Origin of the sequence: Myxococcus sp. MxC21-1 (genome assembly GCF_032612255.1) — a bacterium.
GTDB lineage: Bacteria > Myxococcota > Myxococcia > Myxococcales > Myxococcaceae > Myxococcus > Myxococcus virescens.
Genome location: NZ_CP123278.1, coordinates 2818231 through 2833413 on the forward strand (window position 1 = coordinate 2818231; position 15183 = coordinate 2833413).

A 15183-nucleotide genomic window follows, 5' to 3' on the forward strand; every position below is an offset into this window, starting at 1 on the left:
GCTCTCTCTCAGGCGACCTTGGTTCCGCCAACGGTGATGTTGTCGATGCGCACGGTGGGCAGCCCCACGCCCACGGGCATGGACTGGCCATTCTTTCCGCATATGCCCATGCCCGGGTCCGGCATGGGGTCGCAGCCCACGCGTGACACGTTCTTCAGCGCCTCCGGCCCCACGCCGATGAGCGTCGCGTTCTTCACGGGGCGGCCCAGCTTGCCGTCCTCGATTTGATAGGCCTCGCTGACCTCGAAGACGAAGTTGCCGTTGGTGATGTCCACCTGCCCACCGCCGAAGGTGGCGCAGTACAGGCCGCGCTTCACCTCCTTGAGGATGTCCTCGGGGGCGTGGTCACCCGGGGCCAGGAAGGTGTTCGTCATCCGGGGCAGGGGCAGGTGCTTGAAGGACTCGCGGCGCCCGCTGCCGGTGCTGCGCTGGCCCATGAGCTGCGCGTTGAGGCTGTCGTAGAGGTAGCCCTTGAGGACGCCGTTCTCGATGAGGACCTTGCGCTCGCCCGGGTTGCCCTCGTCGTCGATGTTGATGGAGCCGCGTCCGCTGGACACGGTGCCGTCGTCGATGATGGTGACCAGGTCGGACGCCACCTTCTCACCCAGCTTCCCAGCGAACAGCGAGGTGCCCTTGCGGATGAAGTCCGCCTCCAGGCCGTGGCCCACCGCCTCGTGCAGGAGGATGCCGCTCCAGCCCGGCGCCAGCACCACCGTCTGCGGGCCGGCCACGCAGTCCACCGCGCCCAGCGTGGCCACCGCCTGACGCGCCGCTTCCCGGGCCACGTCCTCCGGGGAGAAGGTGTCCCAGTGGCTGAAGGGCACGCGTCCGCCGCCGCCGTACATGCCGGTGCGCTGCTCGCCGCCCTTGCCCTGGGCCACCACCATCACCGAAATCCGGCACAGGTCCTGGGTGTCCTCGGTGTAGCGCCCGTGGGTGTTGGCCACGGCGATGCGCCGGGTCTGGTCCACGTAGCCGCCGTTGACCTGCTTCACCCGCGCGTCGAAGGCGCGGGCGGCCTTGTCGGCGCGCATGAGCAGGCCCGTCTTCAGCGACACCTCCACGTTCATCAGCGGGGTGCTGACGTGGTAGTGGCTGGGGACCGCGGCGCGGCGCACGGGGAAGCTGCGCTCGGCGCCGCCGCCCTGGGCAATCATGGCCGCCGTGGAGGCCGCGCGCAGCAGCGCGGACTCATCCCAGTCGTCGGAGAAGGCGTAGCCCACCTTGCCGCCGGAGATGACGCGCACGCCCACGCCCTGGACCAGGCCCGTCTGCGCGCTCTTGATGCGGGATTCTTCCAGCCTCACCGCCGTGGTGAGCGTGCGCTCGACGTACACCTCCGCGAAGTCGCCCCCACGCTCCATGGCCACGGCGAGCAGGCGCTCGACCAGCGGCTGGGGCAGCAGGGCGACGGGCGTGGGCCGCCGGGCCACTGGTGGGGCCAGCTTCAAAGAGGGGGCGCGCTTCGAGGGCGCAGACGCTCGGGGCATATTTCGGGACTCCCGCAGTGAAGACGATGGGGTATGTGACAGCCTACATAGGAGGGGGCGCCGCCGGGAGCAACGCTCAAGGGCCCCTGTTCTTTCCCTGATCCGCGGCCTGTCCGCATTCCCACCATGGAGACGGCGCTCTAAGATGTCCGGCGCTTCGAGACTGGAACCCACCCCATGCCTCCTCGTCCTCCTCCCTCTTCCCGTTCTGGCGCCGGCCGTTCCGGTGGTGCTGCGGGTGAGGACCCAGACTCCATGAAGTCCCCCTCCCGGCGCAGCCCCGCGTCCGAGGACGAGGACTTCGCCGCCCCCGCATCCGGCGAGGACGGCTACCCTGACGATGGGCCGCCCAACCCGGACCTCTATGGCGAGGAGTCACCGGGCCGCTCCCGCACGGGAGAGACGCGCGTGGCCTCCATCGAGTCCGTGGAGGAGGAGCGGCGCTCCCGCGACGAGGACGAAGACGACAACGCGGACGCCACGCGCGCCGGACCGCCAGTGCAGATGCATGTGCTGGACGGCCCGGACAAGGGCCGCAAGAAGCGCTTCCAGAGCGTGCGGATGGTGGTGGGCCGCAACAAGGACTGCGACTTCGTGCTCGAGGACCAGTCCGTGTCCCGCCGGCACCTGGAGTTGGTGTACGGCCAGGCCGGCGTGGTGATGAGGGACCTGGGCAGCGTCAGTGGCACCCAGGTCAATGACCAGCGCGTGGACGAGTGTCTGCTGAAGCATGGAGACGAAATCTCCATGGGCAAGACGCGCCTGCGCTTCGTGGACGAGTCGGAGCAGATCAAGGAGCTGCGCGCCCAGGCGGAGGCCCGCGAGGCAGCGGAGAAGCGCGAGCGCGAGGCGGCCGCCCGCGAGGCGGAGGAGAAGCGGAAGAACCAGGCCGCCGCGCGTGGCAGCGAGGTGGATCCAAACGACCCGCGCTTCAACGAGGCCACCAACGCCAACTACAAGCTGCCTGACTCTCTCAAGGAGAACTCCGGCGCCAAGGGTGGGGTGGCCGTGCCCCGGTCCCGTCCGCCCATCCGCAGCACGCCGACACGTTCGAACAGCGGTGGACTGACGGGCAAGCAGAAGGCGCTCATCGGCGGCAGTGGCGCGTTGGTGGTGGTGCTGGTCTTCGGGCTGATGCTGATTCCGTCCGGACCGCCGCCTCCGCCTCCGCCGGACCCGAAGGTGGAGAAGGCGAAGGTGTTGATGCAGCAGGCGCGCGAGTCCGTGCGCGCGGATGACTTCGCCAACGCCGTCCGCCTCGTCGGCGAGGCGGAGAAGCTGGTGCCGGGCATTGACGCGGACAACCTGGCCCGGGGCGCGCGCACGCAGCTGGAGGTGATGACCTCGCTCGATGCCGTCCGCACCCTCATCGAGGAGAAGCAGTTCGACGAGGCGCGCGCGAAGCTGGAGGCCACGCCGCAGGGCACGGCGAAGACGGATGACATCCGCCGCAAGCTGGCGACGGAGCTGGAGGAGAAGGACATCGCCTGGCGGCTCCAGCAGGTGGAGGAGTCCTTCGCCTCGCGCGACCCGGAGACGATTCGCCCGCTCATCGCGCAGCTGCCCCCGCTGAACCGGCCGGCCTACGAGGTGAAGCTGACGGACCTGGAGGCCGAGCTGGCGAAGGAGGCCCAGGATGCGTCGCGCCGCACCCGCAACGCCAACGCCCGCGCGGCGGAGGTGGCCAAGGAGAAGCGCAAGGAGTTCATCGCCGAGGCCTTCACCGACGTGGAGCGCCGCTTCAACGGGGGGGACTACCAGCGCGCCGTCCTGGAGTGCGACCGGGTGACGGACAAGTACCGGGCGGACAAGGACGTGAAGGACCGGGCCCTGGCCCTCAAGCGTCTGATTCCCCAGTTCCGGCGCGCGCTGGAGGATGGGCAGAAAAAGCTGGACGCCAACTCGCTGGAGGCGGCGGCGAAGCCCTGCGGCGCGCGGCGGAGCTGTACCGCCAGATTGGCTTCCGGGGCTCGTTGGGGAACACCATCGACGAACAGCTCGCGTCGTCATCGCTGGCGGCGGGGCAGAGCGCGCTGAAGAAGGGCGACCTGGGCGCGGCCGGCTCGCACTTCCGCGAGGCGCTGCGGCTCAACCCGGGTGACGGGCGGGCGCGTGAAGGACTGGAGAACCTGCAGAAGAAGGCGGAGGAGCTCTTCCTCCGGGCCTACATCCAGCGGGACAGGGATCCAAAGGCTGCGGCGGAGATGTTCAAGGTCGTCATCGAGACGGCCTCGGAAGGCTCCGACGTCAAGCGCAAGGCGGAGATGTATCTGAGCGAGCTCCAGCCGTGAGTGGCGGCGGGCCGACCATGATTTGCCGGGGAGAAAAGGGATGAACGAGTCGTCGCTGCGTGAGCTCGGGATGGACCTCATCGAGGAGCGCCAGTTCGAGCGAGCCCTGGCCGTGTTCGCCGAGGCGGTCCGCCGCGTCCCCGCGGACCACCGCTCGCGGATGTTGGCCGCGCGCTGCCTGGCGGAGCTGGGCGAGCGTGAGCGCGCCGTCACCGCCTACCACGCCTGCGCGGAGGGCCTGCTGCGCCGGGACTACCTGTTGTCCGCCATGGCCGCGTGCAAGCTGGCGCTGGACCGGCGCCCAACGAGCGGCGCCTGAAGGAGACGCTGTTTCGCGTGCACTCGCGCGCGGTGCGCAACGCGCCGGGCCGCGCGGTGGTGCCTCCGCCGCTGCCGCCCGAAACCCTCTACGACGGCAAGGTGGAGACGGACCTGATGGGGCTGCAGGGCGAGGAATTGTCCAGCCGCGCCATCGAAGTGCTGGCCGCGACGGACCCGGGCGGCGCCGCGGACCCCAACAGCCGTCCGCCGCTGCCGCTGTTCGCGGAGCTGGACCGGGATGCCTTCGTGGACCTGGTGCGGCTGATGGCGTGGCGCCGCGTGAAGCCGGAGGAGGCGGTGAGCCGCGAGGGCGAGCCCGCCGACTCCCTCTACGTCCTGGTCGCCGGCAAGGCGGAGGTGACGCGGCAGATGGAGGGCGAGGCGCGCACGCTGGGCTTCCTCGGCGGCGGCTCCATCTTCGGTGAAATCGCGCTGCTGACGGGCGCTCCGCCCACGGCGACGGTGTCCGCGGTGTCGGACACGGAAGTCTTCGAGATTCGCCGCGAGCACCTCAACGCGGTCGCCAAGAGCCACCCCGCGGTGCCGCAGGTGCTGGCGGACTTCGCTCAGCAGCGCATGGCGCGCAACCTGATGGCCACCTCGCCCATGTTCCAGACGATGCCGGAGTCGGAGCGGGGTGCGCTGCTGCGGCGCTTCACCTTCCGGGCGCTCCAGGCCCGGGAGAAGGTGCTGGTGGAGGGCGAGCACTCGCCGGGGCTGTTCCTGGTGCTGGCCGGTGAGCTGGTGGTGCAGAAGGAGGACCCGGCGGGCGGCGTGGTGACGCTGGGCATGCTGCGCGAGGGCGAGGTCGCGGGCGAAATCTCCCTGCTGACGGGCCTGCGCGCGACGGCCACGGTGGCGGCGGCGCGCAAGACGGCGGCGGCCTTCCTGGAGCGCGCGGCCTTCCACGAACTGGTGACGGCCGTTCCGGACATCCGCACGTACCTGGAGCAACTGTCGGACCGCCGGCTGAAGCAGATTGGCGAGGCGCTGCGGCCCGCGGAAATCATCGACGCGGACGAACTGGTGCTCGAGCCCGAGGCGGCGTGAGAGGGGCCATGGTGAACGTGACGCGCTCTCAGGTGGTGGGCGGGGTGCTGGCGCTGCTGGCGGCCGGCGCGGTGCTGTACTTCTGGCCACGGCAGCAGCTCACCGTGGAGGAGGCCATCCGCCGTCAGGTGGTGGTGATGACGCGCGCCGCGGAGGCGAAGGACGTGGGCGGGGTGATGGAGCACGTCTCCGAGCGCTTCCGCTCCAACGGGCAGGGCGGCTGGTCGAAGAAGGACGTGCGCGGCATCCTCACCGCGCAGGTGCTGCGGGGCCAGTGGGTGCGCGTCTTCGTGACGAACCTGGAGGTGCGTGAGGTGTCGCCCTCGGAAGGGGAGTTCCAGGCGCGCTTCATCTTCGGCCGCTCCCAGGCGGAGAAGGTGGAGCACCTGGCCGCCGACAGCGTGCTGAATGCCTACCTCATCGAAGGCGCCTTCGAGAAGGAAGAGGACGGCGAGTGGCGCGTGGTGCGCGCCCGCCCGGAGTCCATCAGCCCCACCGACCTACTCTAGGAGCGAGCTCGACTCCGCCTTCCAGGCCTTGGCCATGCTGGCCTGGCCGGCGGACACCAGCCGCTTGCGGATGTCCTCCACGCGCTCCGCCAGCGCCTCGCGGGGCGTGCCCTGCGCCTGGGCGCGCGCGAGGCCGAAGAAGTAGTGCTGGCAGCCGGCGGCATGCTCGCCCTGCGCGAAGAGCAGGTCCCCCATGGCGGTGTAGGCCTCCGCCATCGTGCCCGCGCCGCTGTCGGGTGCCACGGCGGCCAGCAGGGGGCGGGCGCCCTCGTAGTCCTTGCGCGCCAGCAGCAGCGCGCCCTTGGCGTACTGCGCCCGGGCCGGTCCACGCCGCGCGCCGCCAGGGCCTTGTCGTAGGCGACCAGGGCATCGTCCTGACGGGAGGCGGCCTCCAGCACGCCGCCGCGCACCAGCCAGTAGCGGCTGTCCTTCTCCAAGAGGCCGGCCTTCTTGCCGTCCGAGGTGGTGGTCTGCACCGGACCGAAGGTGGCCTCGTACGCGTCCAGCAGGGCCACCGCGCCGTCGGTGTCACCGGCGGTCTGCAGCGCACGCGCGCCGTCCAGGTAGAGCAGGGGCGCATTGCGGCGCCGGGCCACGGCCGCCTCGAAGGCCGCGCGCGCCTGGACGTCACGCTTCACCGCCAGGGCCCGGGCCCGGGCGAAGAGGGCGTAGTGCTCATCGGGGACGGCCTTCAGCGCTTCATCCGCGGCGGAGAGGGCCTCGTCGGGCGCGCCGCGGGCCAGCGCCAGCTCCGCCTTCAACGCGCCCGCGCGCGCCTTCAGTCCGGGCGTCAGCTCCGCGCCCCGGGCCTCCACGCCGGAGAGCACCTGCTGCGCTTCCTCCGTCTTGCGCCCCTGGTAGGTGTGGGCCAGCGCGGTGGACACGCGGGCCAGCAGGTGGTCCGGGTTGACACTGGTGGCCTTGGCGAAGGCCTCCACCGCCTGCGGGTACTGGCCTTCGTCCATCAGGGCCTCGCCGTACGCGGTGGTGAAGCGCGGGTCTCGCCAGGACGCCTCCGCCGCGCGAGCGAAGGCCTGTCTCGCGCCGGGAAGGTCGCCGCGCGCCTGGAGCGCCAGGGCCCGGGCCAGCGTCAGCCGGGCGTTGTTGGCGCCGCGGGCCTCGAGCCCGGCCGGTACTGCTCCGCCTCGGCGGACTTGCCCGCGGCCAGCAGATGCAGGGCGTGGGCGCCGTAGCGCTCGCCGGACTGCGACTCCAACTGCGCGGCGCGGGCGAGGTGCTCGCGAGCCTTGGCGTCCGCGCCGGGCTGCCGGTGCTCCAGCCACAGCACCGTCTGGATGTCGGCGGCCAGGGCCTGGGCGTCACGGGCCTCGGCGTCGAGATGGAACAGGGCCTCCAGCTCCGTCATCGCGCGGGCGAGGTCCGCGGGGTTGCCACGCATGGCCGCCGTGCGGGCCGCGCGCAGGTGTTCCTCCGTCTGCTTACGGACGGTGCCTCGGTGGACGAAGAAGACCACCGCGCCCGCGAGCAGCACCGCCACCACGCCCACCTGAACCAGCGCGCTGGTGAGGCTTTCGCGCCGCTGCCAGTCCTTGCGCCCTTCGGTGCCCATGGACCTGTCCCCCGCGCTGGAGTTGGATGTGCGCCGGCCGTAGTGCCGGGTATAGAAGCCGCGCTCAGATAGGAACGGTCCCCTCGACTGTCAACGGGGGCGGCGGCGTGAACACGGACGTGGGAGGTCAGAGGTATGGCGGTACACACGGCGCTACCCCGCGAGGCATTCGAGCGGGTCGCGGAGGCATTCGGGCTCGGGGCTTTGCGTGAGGTGACGCCCATTCCCCAGGGCTCCATCAACACCAACCACCGCGTGGAGACGCAGAGCGGGCGCTACTTCGTGCGCCACACCACGGTGCGCTCCGCGGACGATTTGCGCTTCGAATCCGCGCTGCTCGCGCACCTGGCCGCGTACCACTTCCCGGGGCCCGTGCAGTTGACGACGCGTGACGGCGCGACCTTCCTGGAGCTGGAGGGCGGCCGTGTCAGCGTCTTCCGCTGGCTGCCGGGCGAGGAGCTGCGCCACCCGGCCCTCACCACCGACCACCTGGAGCGGCTGGGCGCGGAGCTGGGCAAGCTGCACCGCGACACGCAGTCCTTCTCCGGCTCGCGGGAGAACCCCTACGGACCGGAGACGGTGAGCGGCTGGCTGGAGGCGCTGGCGGCGCACCCGGACGCGGAGCTGGCGGCCGTGGCGCGTGAGCTGCAACGCGACATGGAGACGTCGCGCACGGTGCGGCAGGGACTGGAGCCTCGAGGCGTCATCCATGCGGACCTCTTCATGGACAACGTGAAGTGGCTGGGGGACCGCGTGGGCGCCTTCTTCGACTTCGAGATGGCGTGCCGGGAGGACTACGGCCTGGACGTGGCCATCACCCTCAATGCCTGGTGCTTCGACGGCGGGCAGTACCTGCCGGAGCTGTGCCGGGCCTTCATTCGCGGCTACATGGACGTCCGGCCGCTATCCGCCGTGGAGCGCACGAACCTCTTCGGCCATGCGCTCTACGGGGCGGTGCGCTTCACGGCGAGCCGCATCCGCGACTACCACCTGTCCCCGCTGCCGGCGGACAAGCTGGTGCGCAAGGATTACCGCACCTACCTCAACCGGGCCCGGGCATTGAATGCCATGGGGCCCGAGGGCTTCGCCGCGCTGTTGGGCCTGTGAGGGCCCGACGGCGTCAGATGCCGGTGAGAATCTTCCAGGTGCCGTCTTCCTTGCGCAGCACCATCTGCTCCAGCTCGGACTCCTTCATCGGGCGCGAGTGGAGCGACGGCATCCGCCAGGAGGCGTTCCAGTAGTAGATGGCGGCGGCCACGCCGTCACCGACCTGGATGCGGCGGATGTTCAGCTCGATGCGAGGGCCCTGGATGCGGGGGAACACCCGCTCCAGGTAGGGCACCAGGTTCTGCGCCGTCAGGTCGTCGCTGGGGTCGTTCGGCGTGCCGCCGTCGTCCTGGAACGAAGGCGAGACGAGCTTCTGGATGGCCTGGGCGTCTCGGGCCTCCAGCGCGGTGCGGTACTCCTCCATGACCGCGAGAATGGCGCGCGTGTCGGAGTTGTCGACGATGTCCGTGCCGGGGATGCGCTTCGGGGCGCAGGCGGCCAGCAGGGACAGGACGCTGAAGGCGAGGAAGCGTTTGAGCATGGCGGGGCCTTATTGGGACAACCCAACGGAAGTCAACCCATTCCCAGGCCCCGCCGGAGGCGGGAAGACGACTAACCGGGGCGGATGACCTCGGCGATGAACCGGTTGAGCACCGGCACCTCGTTGTCGAGGATCTTCAGGCCCTCCGACTGGATGACCTTCTCCGCGATGAGCCCCAACGGCTTGAGGAGGAAGGGCAGCTTGAGGGCGATTTCACCGTCCATCACCCGCTCCGTCTGGCCACCGCCCACGTCGCGGAAGCGCATGGTGCCGGTGTTCACCAGCATCTTGGAGATCTTGTTCGAGGTGGGAACGTTCTCGAACGTCAGCTCCTTGCGGCGCTTGTCATAGGTGGACGTCTCGATGAACGCGAACCACTCCGGGGGCACCGTCTTGGGGCCAATCTTCTCGATGACGGGCTTGGGGCGGTAGCGCACGCGGCGGCGCACGACGTCTCCGTCCGGCTTCACCTCCAGGGGCTGCAGCTCCAGCAGCACGCCGTGGTGCTTGAGGAGGAACTCGAAGTACCGCTCGTCGAGGAGCGCGCGCTCCACCTCATCCACCGTCCCCTGAATCCGATGCCGCGACTCGAAACGCATCCACGTCCTCCTTGCCAGGCTGGCACGTCACCGCTGTCTGGCTGCCTGCCTAGCCGAAAAGCGTGGCTAGCGGAAAGCCTGTCGTGGCACCAGCAGTCCACGGAAGGTCTTCTCCTCGAAGTCGCAGCGCTCCCGCCACTCGTCGGCGGAGGCTCGGAAGGCGGCGCCAAAGTCCGGTAGTGCACCGACCTCGTGCCGCACCGCGCCGCAGTCCCCTGACAGGTAGGCGGACTCCACCCGCATGCGCAGGGCTTCGCGGCGGAGCGCTTCCGGCAGGCCTTCCGCCGCCAGGGCCTGTTGCAGGTAGCCCGTGGCCAGCACGGGCGAGCCCACCTGCTGCAACCGGCGCCCCATGAGGTAGTTGAGGAACGGGTCCGTGGGCACCGCGGCCAGGGCGCGCGCGAGGATCAGCAGTCGCACCTCGTCCTGGCCGGCCCGGAAGTACGCGTCGATGGGGGCCGGCGCACGGCGTCCTCCATGGCGGCGAGCTTCACCTGGGCGGTGCGCGTCAGCTCCGGCCCGGCGTCCTTCGACAGCACGGTGTCGAGGAAGCGGCGGGCCTCGCCGGGCTGGTCGCGGCGCAGCGCGACGTCCGCCCGCGCCATGGCCACCTCCGCCTCCAGCACGGCCTGGCCCTTCATGCGCTCGCCCACCTCGGCGAGCACGGCGTCCGCGTCCGCGTAGCGCTCCAGTTGGGACAAGGCGACGGCCTCACCGATGCGGAAGCCGGCTCTTCGGGCTGGAGCTCGCCGGCGCGGCGGTAGCGCTTCAGCGCGTCCTCGGGGTCACTCGCCAGCGCCTGCCGGGCGGAATCCGACAGTCGCGCCACCTCGCGAGCGCAGGCGCGGGTGAAGAGGCTGCCGGTGCGGAAGCGCGCGAAGGCTCTCGCCACGGAGGCTTCGTCCAGGGGGAGCGCGTCCACGTACTGCTCCCACTCGGTGACGAGCTCTCCCAGGGGACGGCCGTAGGCGGCGTCGAAGTCCGCATGGGCATACACGGCCCGCAGCCGGTCCGCGCCATAGGTGTCCGCCAGGTAGCGCAGGAACGAGCCCGCCACCGTGTACGCGCGCGCGGGTGCCGACTGGTAGAAGCCCTGCGGCCCCATCAGCTTGCGCATGTCCGGCGCCAGCTTCTGCCTGCGCATGCCCGCCGCCCACTGGTGCAGCGTGAGGTCGCCCTGCACCGGGCCGTCCGCGGCGACGGCGAACCCTCGATGACGCCCATGAGCGGCCAGACGCCCAGCCGGGTGGTGACGCGGAAAGGACCGCTGCCCGCGGGGGCCGCCATGACGTGCGCCAGCTCATGGTGAAGAACAGAGTGGGGGAAGGGCCGGTCCTGGATGTGCAACTCGTGGCGCCAGGGCTTGGCGAACTGGGTGCGGCCGGCGCCCACCAGGCGCTGCTTTTCGTGCTCGTCGCGGTAGAGCCAGACGTGGATGGGCTCGGTGGGGGCCACGCCCAGGAAGTGCCGCGTCTGGGCCCAGCGGAACTCCAGGTCCCTCGCGAAGCGGTCCACGTCCTCGCGCGGCTTGCCTTGCCAGTAGTGGAAGACGAAGTGCTCCGTCTCTCGCAGGCCGCCGAGCTCCTGAGTGAGCCACGCATCCGTCATCCGCAGGCCCAGGGCGGGGCCGCGCGCCTCCATGAAGGCGATGGCGGCCAGGGGCAGCACCAGGGTGGCCAGGGTGGCGCGGCGCAGGCCGGCGCGGCGAAGGCGCCCGGTGCCCAGGTCCAGCAGGGCGCAGGTGAGCCCCGCGAGCACGGTGACCCACAGCAGCGTCTCCAAGCGGAACCAGCCGAGCGCGGCGGAGACACCCAGCGCCTCGTCGTAGAGGGGCCCGGGCATGTGTCCCAGGAAGTGGTTGAAGGCGAACACCTGGGGCCCGGCGACGATGGGCCACGCGGTGGGCACGGCGGAGAGGAGGATGAGGAGTGCGTACAGCCCTGCGGCCCGGCGGGGGCGCTCGGCGGTGAAGCCGCACAGCACGCCCGCGGAGGCGGCCAGCGCGGCCGAGGGGAGGGTGAGCATCGGATAGAAGCCCACCAGTGCGAACGGGTCACACGCGGTGCGCAGCCAGGCGAACAGGGTGGCCACCAGGAAGGGGGCACCAGGACGCCGACGTTGAGGAGCAGGGCAGTGCCCAGGGCCCGGCCCACCGCGCCGCTGGGCGTCTGCGGCCGGAGGGCGCCCGGTGAGGTCGGGGAGGTGCCCAGCAGGATGCGACGCTCCTGGGCGGCCGCGGCGATGCCCATCCCCCTCCGAGCAGGCCGACGGCGATGGAGAGGGCCAGGCTCAGCTCGAAGCCGGGGACGCCAAAGAGGGGGAGCAGGACGAGCGCCGAGCCCCCGCCCGCGAGCAGGAGGACGGTGGCCAGGACGGCAGGGCGACGCAACAGGCCAGAGGCGCGGGTGAGGACTTGCCGCATGGCCTCTCCTATACTCCCGGCCAGCATGTCCGAACAGAAGACAGGTCCAGAGCACCGCCAGAACGGGCGCGCGCCCATCGAGCTGAAGGTCGACTACAAGAAGCTCAACTCGTTCTTCGCGGACTACACGAAGAACATCAGCAAGGGTGGCACGTTCATCAAGACGAAGAAGCCGCTGCCCATCGGCACGCGCTTCCTCTTCAAGCTGACGGTGCCACACCGGGAGGCCCCGTTTGAATTGCTGGGCGAGGTCGTCTGGTCCAAGGCGGACGCGGACGAGCCCGGCATGGGCATCCGTTTCATCTACAGCAGCGAAGCGCAGCGGGTGGAGTTCGAGACGGTGGTGGAGGGACTGATGTCCGACAGTCTCGGTGGCGAGCTGACGGAGAAGCTGCTCAACAAGCCGCTGCACTCGCACTCATGAAGCACGGCCTTCGGTGGATGGTGATGGCGGTGCCGTTGCTGGCATCGGCCTGTCAGCAGGAGGCGCAGGGCAGCGCGCCTCGTGCCACGCCGAAGGCGGCAGAGCCTCGTCCGCGCGTCACCGACGTCACCGCCGAGGACTACGTCATGCAGCCGCTTCCGCGTGGACATGTGCGGCTGGAGGATGCCTTCGGCGGAGCGCGCCGGGTGGAGGTGGAGATCGCCGCGACGGCGGGCACGCGTGCCCGGGGCATGATGTGGCGCAAGGAGTTGGCGGAGGGGAAGGGCATGCTCTTCCTCTTCCCCCACGAAGAGGTCCAGGGGTTCTGGATGCGCAACACGCTCATCCCGCTGGACATGATTTTCATTACGTCCGACCTGCGCGTGGCGGGCATCGTGTCGCGCGCGGTGCCTCGCTCACTGGAGTCCCGCTCCGTGGGCGTACCCAGCCAGTACGTGCTGGAGGTGCCCGGCGGCTGGACGGAGAAGGTGGGCATCCGCAAGGGCAGTCCTGTCCGCTTCGAGGGCGTGGCGGGTATGGCCATCGAGCCCTGAGTCCTTACGGGAGAGCGCCGTAACCCTATTGCGTAAATGGCGTGCACCTTGTCTTCTTGGGACGGGGGCGTCCATGTGTACGACTTTTCTTCGGAGCTGGGTCTTGGTGGTGGCGCTTGCCGCGGTCCCGGGACGGGCTCAGTCGGGCACCGCGGAACGTGAGATTGCCGGGTCGCCGGCTGTCGCCTCACCCAGGCTCATTGTCGGATCCAGGATTTCGTCCTTGCGACAGGGATGGCCGTTGGTCGTGACAGTCGGTCTAGCGCACCCGAGTGTATTTGCGGCGGATGCGCAGGCGCCCGCCGAAGGCGATATCCTGATTGAAACGTCCGAGGGCGGTTGGGAACGGTTTCTCACCGTCGAGGTTTTTCTCCGGAAGAATCGGGTGAGGAGTCTTGTGCATTGGCCCCTGCGCAAGGTCGGGCTCACTCCGAGCACCGTGAAACTGACGGCTGCCTCACCTCACGCACTTCTCTATTACGTCTTGTCGGCGGAGGAGACGGCGCAGCTTGCTTCCGGTCAGTACCTCATCATGGCAAAGCTGGATACGACGCAGGGGGCATCTGCTAGAAGTTGGAAGGGAATGCAGGACTTCGCCCATGTGCTCTGGCTCACCGGAAAGTCAGACGGCATGCCTGCCAACAAAGACTGTGGCTTCGTGCTGAGTTCCTACGATTATCTCGACACCATCGGGAGAGACCAAGAAGCCCTCCAGCGACTTGATGAGTTCCTGCCGGGTGCTCCGAGCGGAACTGCTTCCGCGTGCTTTGCCAAGCGGGCGGCTCTTGCTGAGCAGGCTGGGGAACTGGAGCTGGCCCAGGAACTCTATTGCAAGGCGGATGAAGACGACTTCGTTGCCACCATCGCATTGGAGAGGTCACGGAAGGAGGGCACGCAGGCGCCATGTTTCGTCTCCCTTCCATTCGCTGAAGACTGCAGGAGGCTGACGGAGGTCGTCGGAACTCAGCCCAAGGACAAGAGCCCCTGATACATGTTGGAGGGGTTGGAGTTGTTCGCGGGCAGGTTTGCTTGGTCAGTAAGTCCTGGGCGACCCTGCTTCAGCGCTGCACAGTCCCTTGTTGCGGCAACACGGCGTGACGCAACTCAGGAGGCTGTAGTCGGACGGCCGCGTCGTGCACATCGCGCCGCAGCCGTGTCCGTCATCAGGCCGGCGTGCGCCGTTCCAGCAACTCCGTGATGCGGCGAATGAGTTGCTGCATGGTGACGGTGCCCAGGAAACGCTTCTGGGCATCCGTGACGACCACCGGGTCATAGAGCGCTTCGGGCGCGCGCTCCATGGCGAGCCGCGCCAGGGTGGTGAGCGCCATCCGGTCCTCGACGATGAGCGGGGCCACCAGCGCCGCGCCCTTCGTGGCCGTCGCGCGCCGCAACACCAGCGCCTCCAGCCGTTCGCCATGCAGCACGGCGACGTGGTCCACGTCGGCCTTCTGCTGGAACAGCCGCTCCAACTCCTCGGGCGTCACGGGCCGCTCCACGCAGTTGCGGCGGATGACGATGCTGCCCACCGTCTCGTCGTCCTCGTCCTCGCGGAAGTCGAGCGCGCGCATGGCTTCATGGCGCCGCGCCTCGAACTCGACGCTGGGAAGCACGGGGGCGGGAGCGGGGCGGGCCACCAGGTAGCCCTGCGCGTGCCGGATGCCCAGGCGGAGCAGCACGGCCAGCTCGTTCCACGTCTCCACGCCTTCCGCAATCAGCGTCGCGTTGACGCTGGCCGCGAAGGACACCAGCGACTTCACCAGGTGCTGCTGGTAGCTGTGCCGGTGGATGTCCCGCACCAGTGCCTGGTCCAGCTTGATGAACTGCGGCGCGCTGTTCACCAGCGTCACCAATCCGGAGTGCCCCGCGCCGAAGTCATCCAGCGCGATGCCGAAGCCCAGCGCCGAACACTGCCGCGTCAGCCGTTGCAGCAGCGCGTTGTCCTCGAATGCCGCCTTCTCCGTGATTTCGAGCACCAGGTTCTTCGGGTTCAGCCCGTAGCGCGCGAGCAGCTCCTCCGTGGAGCCATCCCCGAATCGCGGGTCGCTCAGCACGTCCGGGCTGACGTTGAAGAAGAAGGGCGCGCTGCGTTGCGCCTCCGGCAACGTGGAGATGCAGCGCAGCGCGGACGTCCAGCACGCGCGCTCCAGCTCCCACGTGTAGCCTTCCAAGCGCGCCTGCGTGAAGAGCACGTGCGGCTCGCGGAACTCGCCGGGTCCTCGCGAAAGCACTTCGTGCCCGATGACCTCGCCACGCAGCAAGTCCACGATGGGCTGAAACACCGAGGTGACGCTCGGCTCGTCACCTTTCCACAGCCAGGCGGGGGCTGGTGCGGAGGAGAGGGGCAGGCTCATGTGGGGAAATTGTA

15 protein-coding genes and 2 pseudogenes are annotated in these 15183 nt (G+C 69.6%); 8 read left to right on the plus strand and 9 right to left on the minus strand.

From position 1 onward, the window contains the following. Window positions 1-8: 8 nt before the first annotated feature. The gene (locus QEG98_RS13120) at window positions 9-1490 is read right to left on the minus strand and encodes a TldD/PmbA family protein (RefSeq protein WP_316566959.1); all 1482 of its coding nucleotides are present in this window, start codon (window positions 1488-1490) and stop codon (window positions 9-11) included. A 255-nt stretch (window positions 1491-1745) separates the two neighbouring features. Here QEG98_RS13120 and QEG98_RS13125 point away from each other — a divergent pair, with 255 nt between their 5' ends. From QEG98_RS13125 to QEG98_RS13140, 4 genes and pseudogenes are all read left to right on the plus strand, one after another. Further along, window positions 1746-3527 (plus strand): FHA domain-containing protein, encoded by a 1782-nt coding sequence (locus tag QEG98_RS13125; RefSeq protein ID WP_316566960.1) that lies wholly within the window; start codon window positions 1746-1748, stop codon window positions 3525-3527. Next, window positions 3464-3781 (plus strand): hypothetical protein, encoded by a 318-nt coding sequence (locus tag QEG98_RS13130; RefSeq protein WP_316566961.1) that lies wholly within the window; start codon window positions 3464-3466, stop codon window positions 3779-3781. Before QEG98_RS13125 ends, QEG98_RS13130 begins: the two co-directional genes overlap by 64 nt. A 40-nt stretch (window positions 3782-3821) precedes the next feature. Continuing rightward, window positions 3822-5152 (plus strand): annotated as a pseudogene (locus tag QEG98_RS13135) (cyclic nucleotide-binding domain-containing protein). A gap of 8 nt (window positions 5153-5160) precedes the next feature. Beyond that, window positions 5161-5661, plus strand: a complete 501-nt coding sequence (locus tag QEG98_RS13140) for a hypothetical protein (RefSeq protein WP_171442529.1) — start codon at window positions 5161-5163, stop codon at window positions 5659-5661. On the opposite strand, the pseudogene QEG98_RS13145 reads toward QEG98_RS13140, so the two are convergent. Further along, a pseudogene (locus tag QEG98_RS13145) lies at window positions 5653-7231 on the minus strand (tetratricopeptide repeat protein). The gene QEG98_RS13140 and the pseudogene QEG98_RS13145 overlap by 9 nt on opposite strands. 135 nt (window positions 7232-7366) lie before the next feature. Here QEG98_RS13145 and QEG98_RS13150 point away from each other — a divergent pair. Then, window positions 7367-8338, plus strand: a complete 972-nt coding sequence (locus QEG98_RS13150; protein ID WP_316566962.1) for a homoserine kinase — start codon at window positions 7367-7369, stop codon at window positions 8336-8338. Window positions 8339-8351: 13 nt separating this feature from the next. On the opposite strand, the gene QEG98_RS13155 is transcribed toward QEG98_RS13150, so the two are convergent. The 6 genes from QEG98_RS13155 to QEG98_RS13180 form a co-directional block, all read right to left on the minus strand. Beyond that, window positions 8352-8819, minus strand: a complete 468-nt coding sequence (locus QEG98_RS13155) for a nuclear transport factor 2 family protein (protein WP_011552596.1) — start codon at window positions 8817-8819, stop codon at window positions 8352-8354. Window positions 8820-8890: 71 nt separating this feature from the next. Then, window positions 8891-9418 (minus strand): hypothetical protein, encoded by a 528-nt coding sequence (locus QEG98_RS13160; protein WP_090489359.1) that lies wholly within the window; start codon window positions 9416-9418, stop codon window positions 8891-8893. 66 nt (window positions 9419-9484) lie between these two features. Beyond that, complete coding sequence (locus tag QEG98_RS13165) at window positions 9485-9838, minus strand: hypothetical protein (protein ID WP_316566963.1); 354 nt, start codon at window positions 9836-9838, stop codon at window positions 9485-9487. Beyond that, on the minus strand, window positions 9826-10119 hold the full coding sequence (locus tag QEG98_RS13170) for a hypothetical protein (protein ID WP_316566964.1): 294 nt from the start codon (window positions 10117-10119) through the stop codon (window positions 9826-9828). The genes QEG98_RS13165 and QEG98_RS13170 overlap by 13 nt, the downstream gene beginning before the upstream one ends. Then, window positions 10056-10562, minus strand: a complete 507-nt coding sequence (locus QEG98_RS13175) for a hypothetical protein (RefSeq protein WP_316566965.1) — start codon at window positions 10560-10562, stop codon at window positions 10056-10058. The genes QEG98_RS13170 and QEG98_RS13175 overlap by 64 nt, the downstream gene beginning before the upstream one ends. Further along, window positions 10523-11509 (minus strand): hypothetical protein, encoded by a 987-nt coding sequence (locus QEG98_RS13180; protein WP_316566966.1) that lies wholly within the window; start codon window positions 11507-11509, stop codon window positions 10523-10525. The genes QEG98_RS13175 and QEG98_RS13180 overlap by 40 nt, the downstream gene beginning before the upstream one ends. A gap of 356 nt (window positions 11510-11865) precedes the next feature. On the opposite strand from QEG98_RS13180, the gene plpQ reads away from it, so the two are divergent. The 3 genes from plpQ to QEG98_RS13195 all read left to right on the plus strand — a co-directional run bounded on the left by plpQ (window position 11866) and on the right by QEG98_RS13195 (window position 13806). After that, a complete protein-coding gene (plpQ, locus tag QEG98_RS13185; protein WP_002639025.1) occupies window positions 11866-12264 on the plus strand; it encodes a motility regulator PlpA in 399 nt (132 codons plus the stop codon). A 17-nt stretch (window positions 12265-12281) separates the two neighbouring features. Further along, window positions 12282-12818: a DUF192 domain-containing protein gene (locus QEG98_RS13190; protein ID WP_316567880.1), complete on the plus strand. Its 537-nt coding sequence runs from the start codon at window positions 12282-12284 to the stop codon at window positions 12816-12818. Window positions 12819-13065: 247 nt separating this feature from the next. Continuing rightward, window positions 13066-13806, plus strand: a complete 741-nt coding sequence (locus tag QEG98_RS13195) for a hypothetical protein (RefSeq protein ID WP_316566967.1) — start codon at window positions 13066-13068, stop codon at window positions 13804-13806. Between the two features lie 175 nt (window positions 13807-13981). Here the strand turns inward: QEG98_RS13195 and QEG98_RS13200 are convergent, their stop codons facing one another. Beyond that, window positions 13982-15169, minus strand: a complete 1188-nt coding sequence (locus QEG98_RS13200) for an EAL domain-containing protein (RefSeq protein ID WP_316566968.1) — start codon at window positions 15167-15169, stop codon at window positions 13982-13984. Window positions 15170-15183 lie beyond the last annotated feature (14 nt).

Coding starts and splice junctions, on each gene's coding strand:
- QEG98_RS13200 (WP_316566968.1), bottom strand. CDS start 15,169: ATGAGCCTGCCCCTCTCCTCCGCACCAGCCCCCGCCTGGCTGTGGAAA.
- QEG98_RS13160 (WP_090489359.1), bottom strand. CDS start 9,418: ATGCGTTTCGAGTCGCGGCATCGGATTCAGGGGACGGTGGATGAGGTG.
- QEG98_RS13175 (WP_316566965.1), bottom strand. CDS start 10,562: ATGCGCAGGCAGAAGCTGGCGCCGGACATGCGCAAGCTGATGGGGCCG.
- QEG98_RS13140 (WP_171442529.1), top strand. CDS start 5,161: ATGGTGAACGTGACGCGCTCTCAGGTGGTGGGCGGGGTGCTGGCGCTG.
- QEG98_RS13190 (WP_316567880.1), top strand. CDS start 12,282: ATGGTGATGGCGGTGCCGTTGCTGGCATCGGCCTGTCAGCAGGAGGCG.
- plpQ (WP_002639025.1), top strand. CDS start 11,866: ATGTCCGAACAGAAGACAGGTCCAGAGCACCGCCAGAACGGGCGCGCG.
- QEG98_RS13120 (WP_316566959.1), bottom strand. CDS start 1,490: ATGCCCCGAGCGTCTGCGCCCTCGAAGCGCGCCCCCTCTTTGAAGCTG.
- QEG98_RS13155 (WP_011552596.1), bottom strand. CDS start 8,819: ATGCTCAAACGCTTCCTCGCCTTCAGCGTCCTGTCCCTGCTGGCCGCC.
- QEG98_RS13125 (WP_316566960.1), top strand. CDS start 1,746: ATGAAGTCCCCCTCCCGGCGCAGCCCCGCGTCCGAGGACGAGGACTTC.
- QEG98_RS13150 (WP_316566962.1), top strand. CDS start 7,367: ATGGCGGTACACACGGCGCTACCCCGCGAGGCATTCGAGCGGGTCGCG.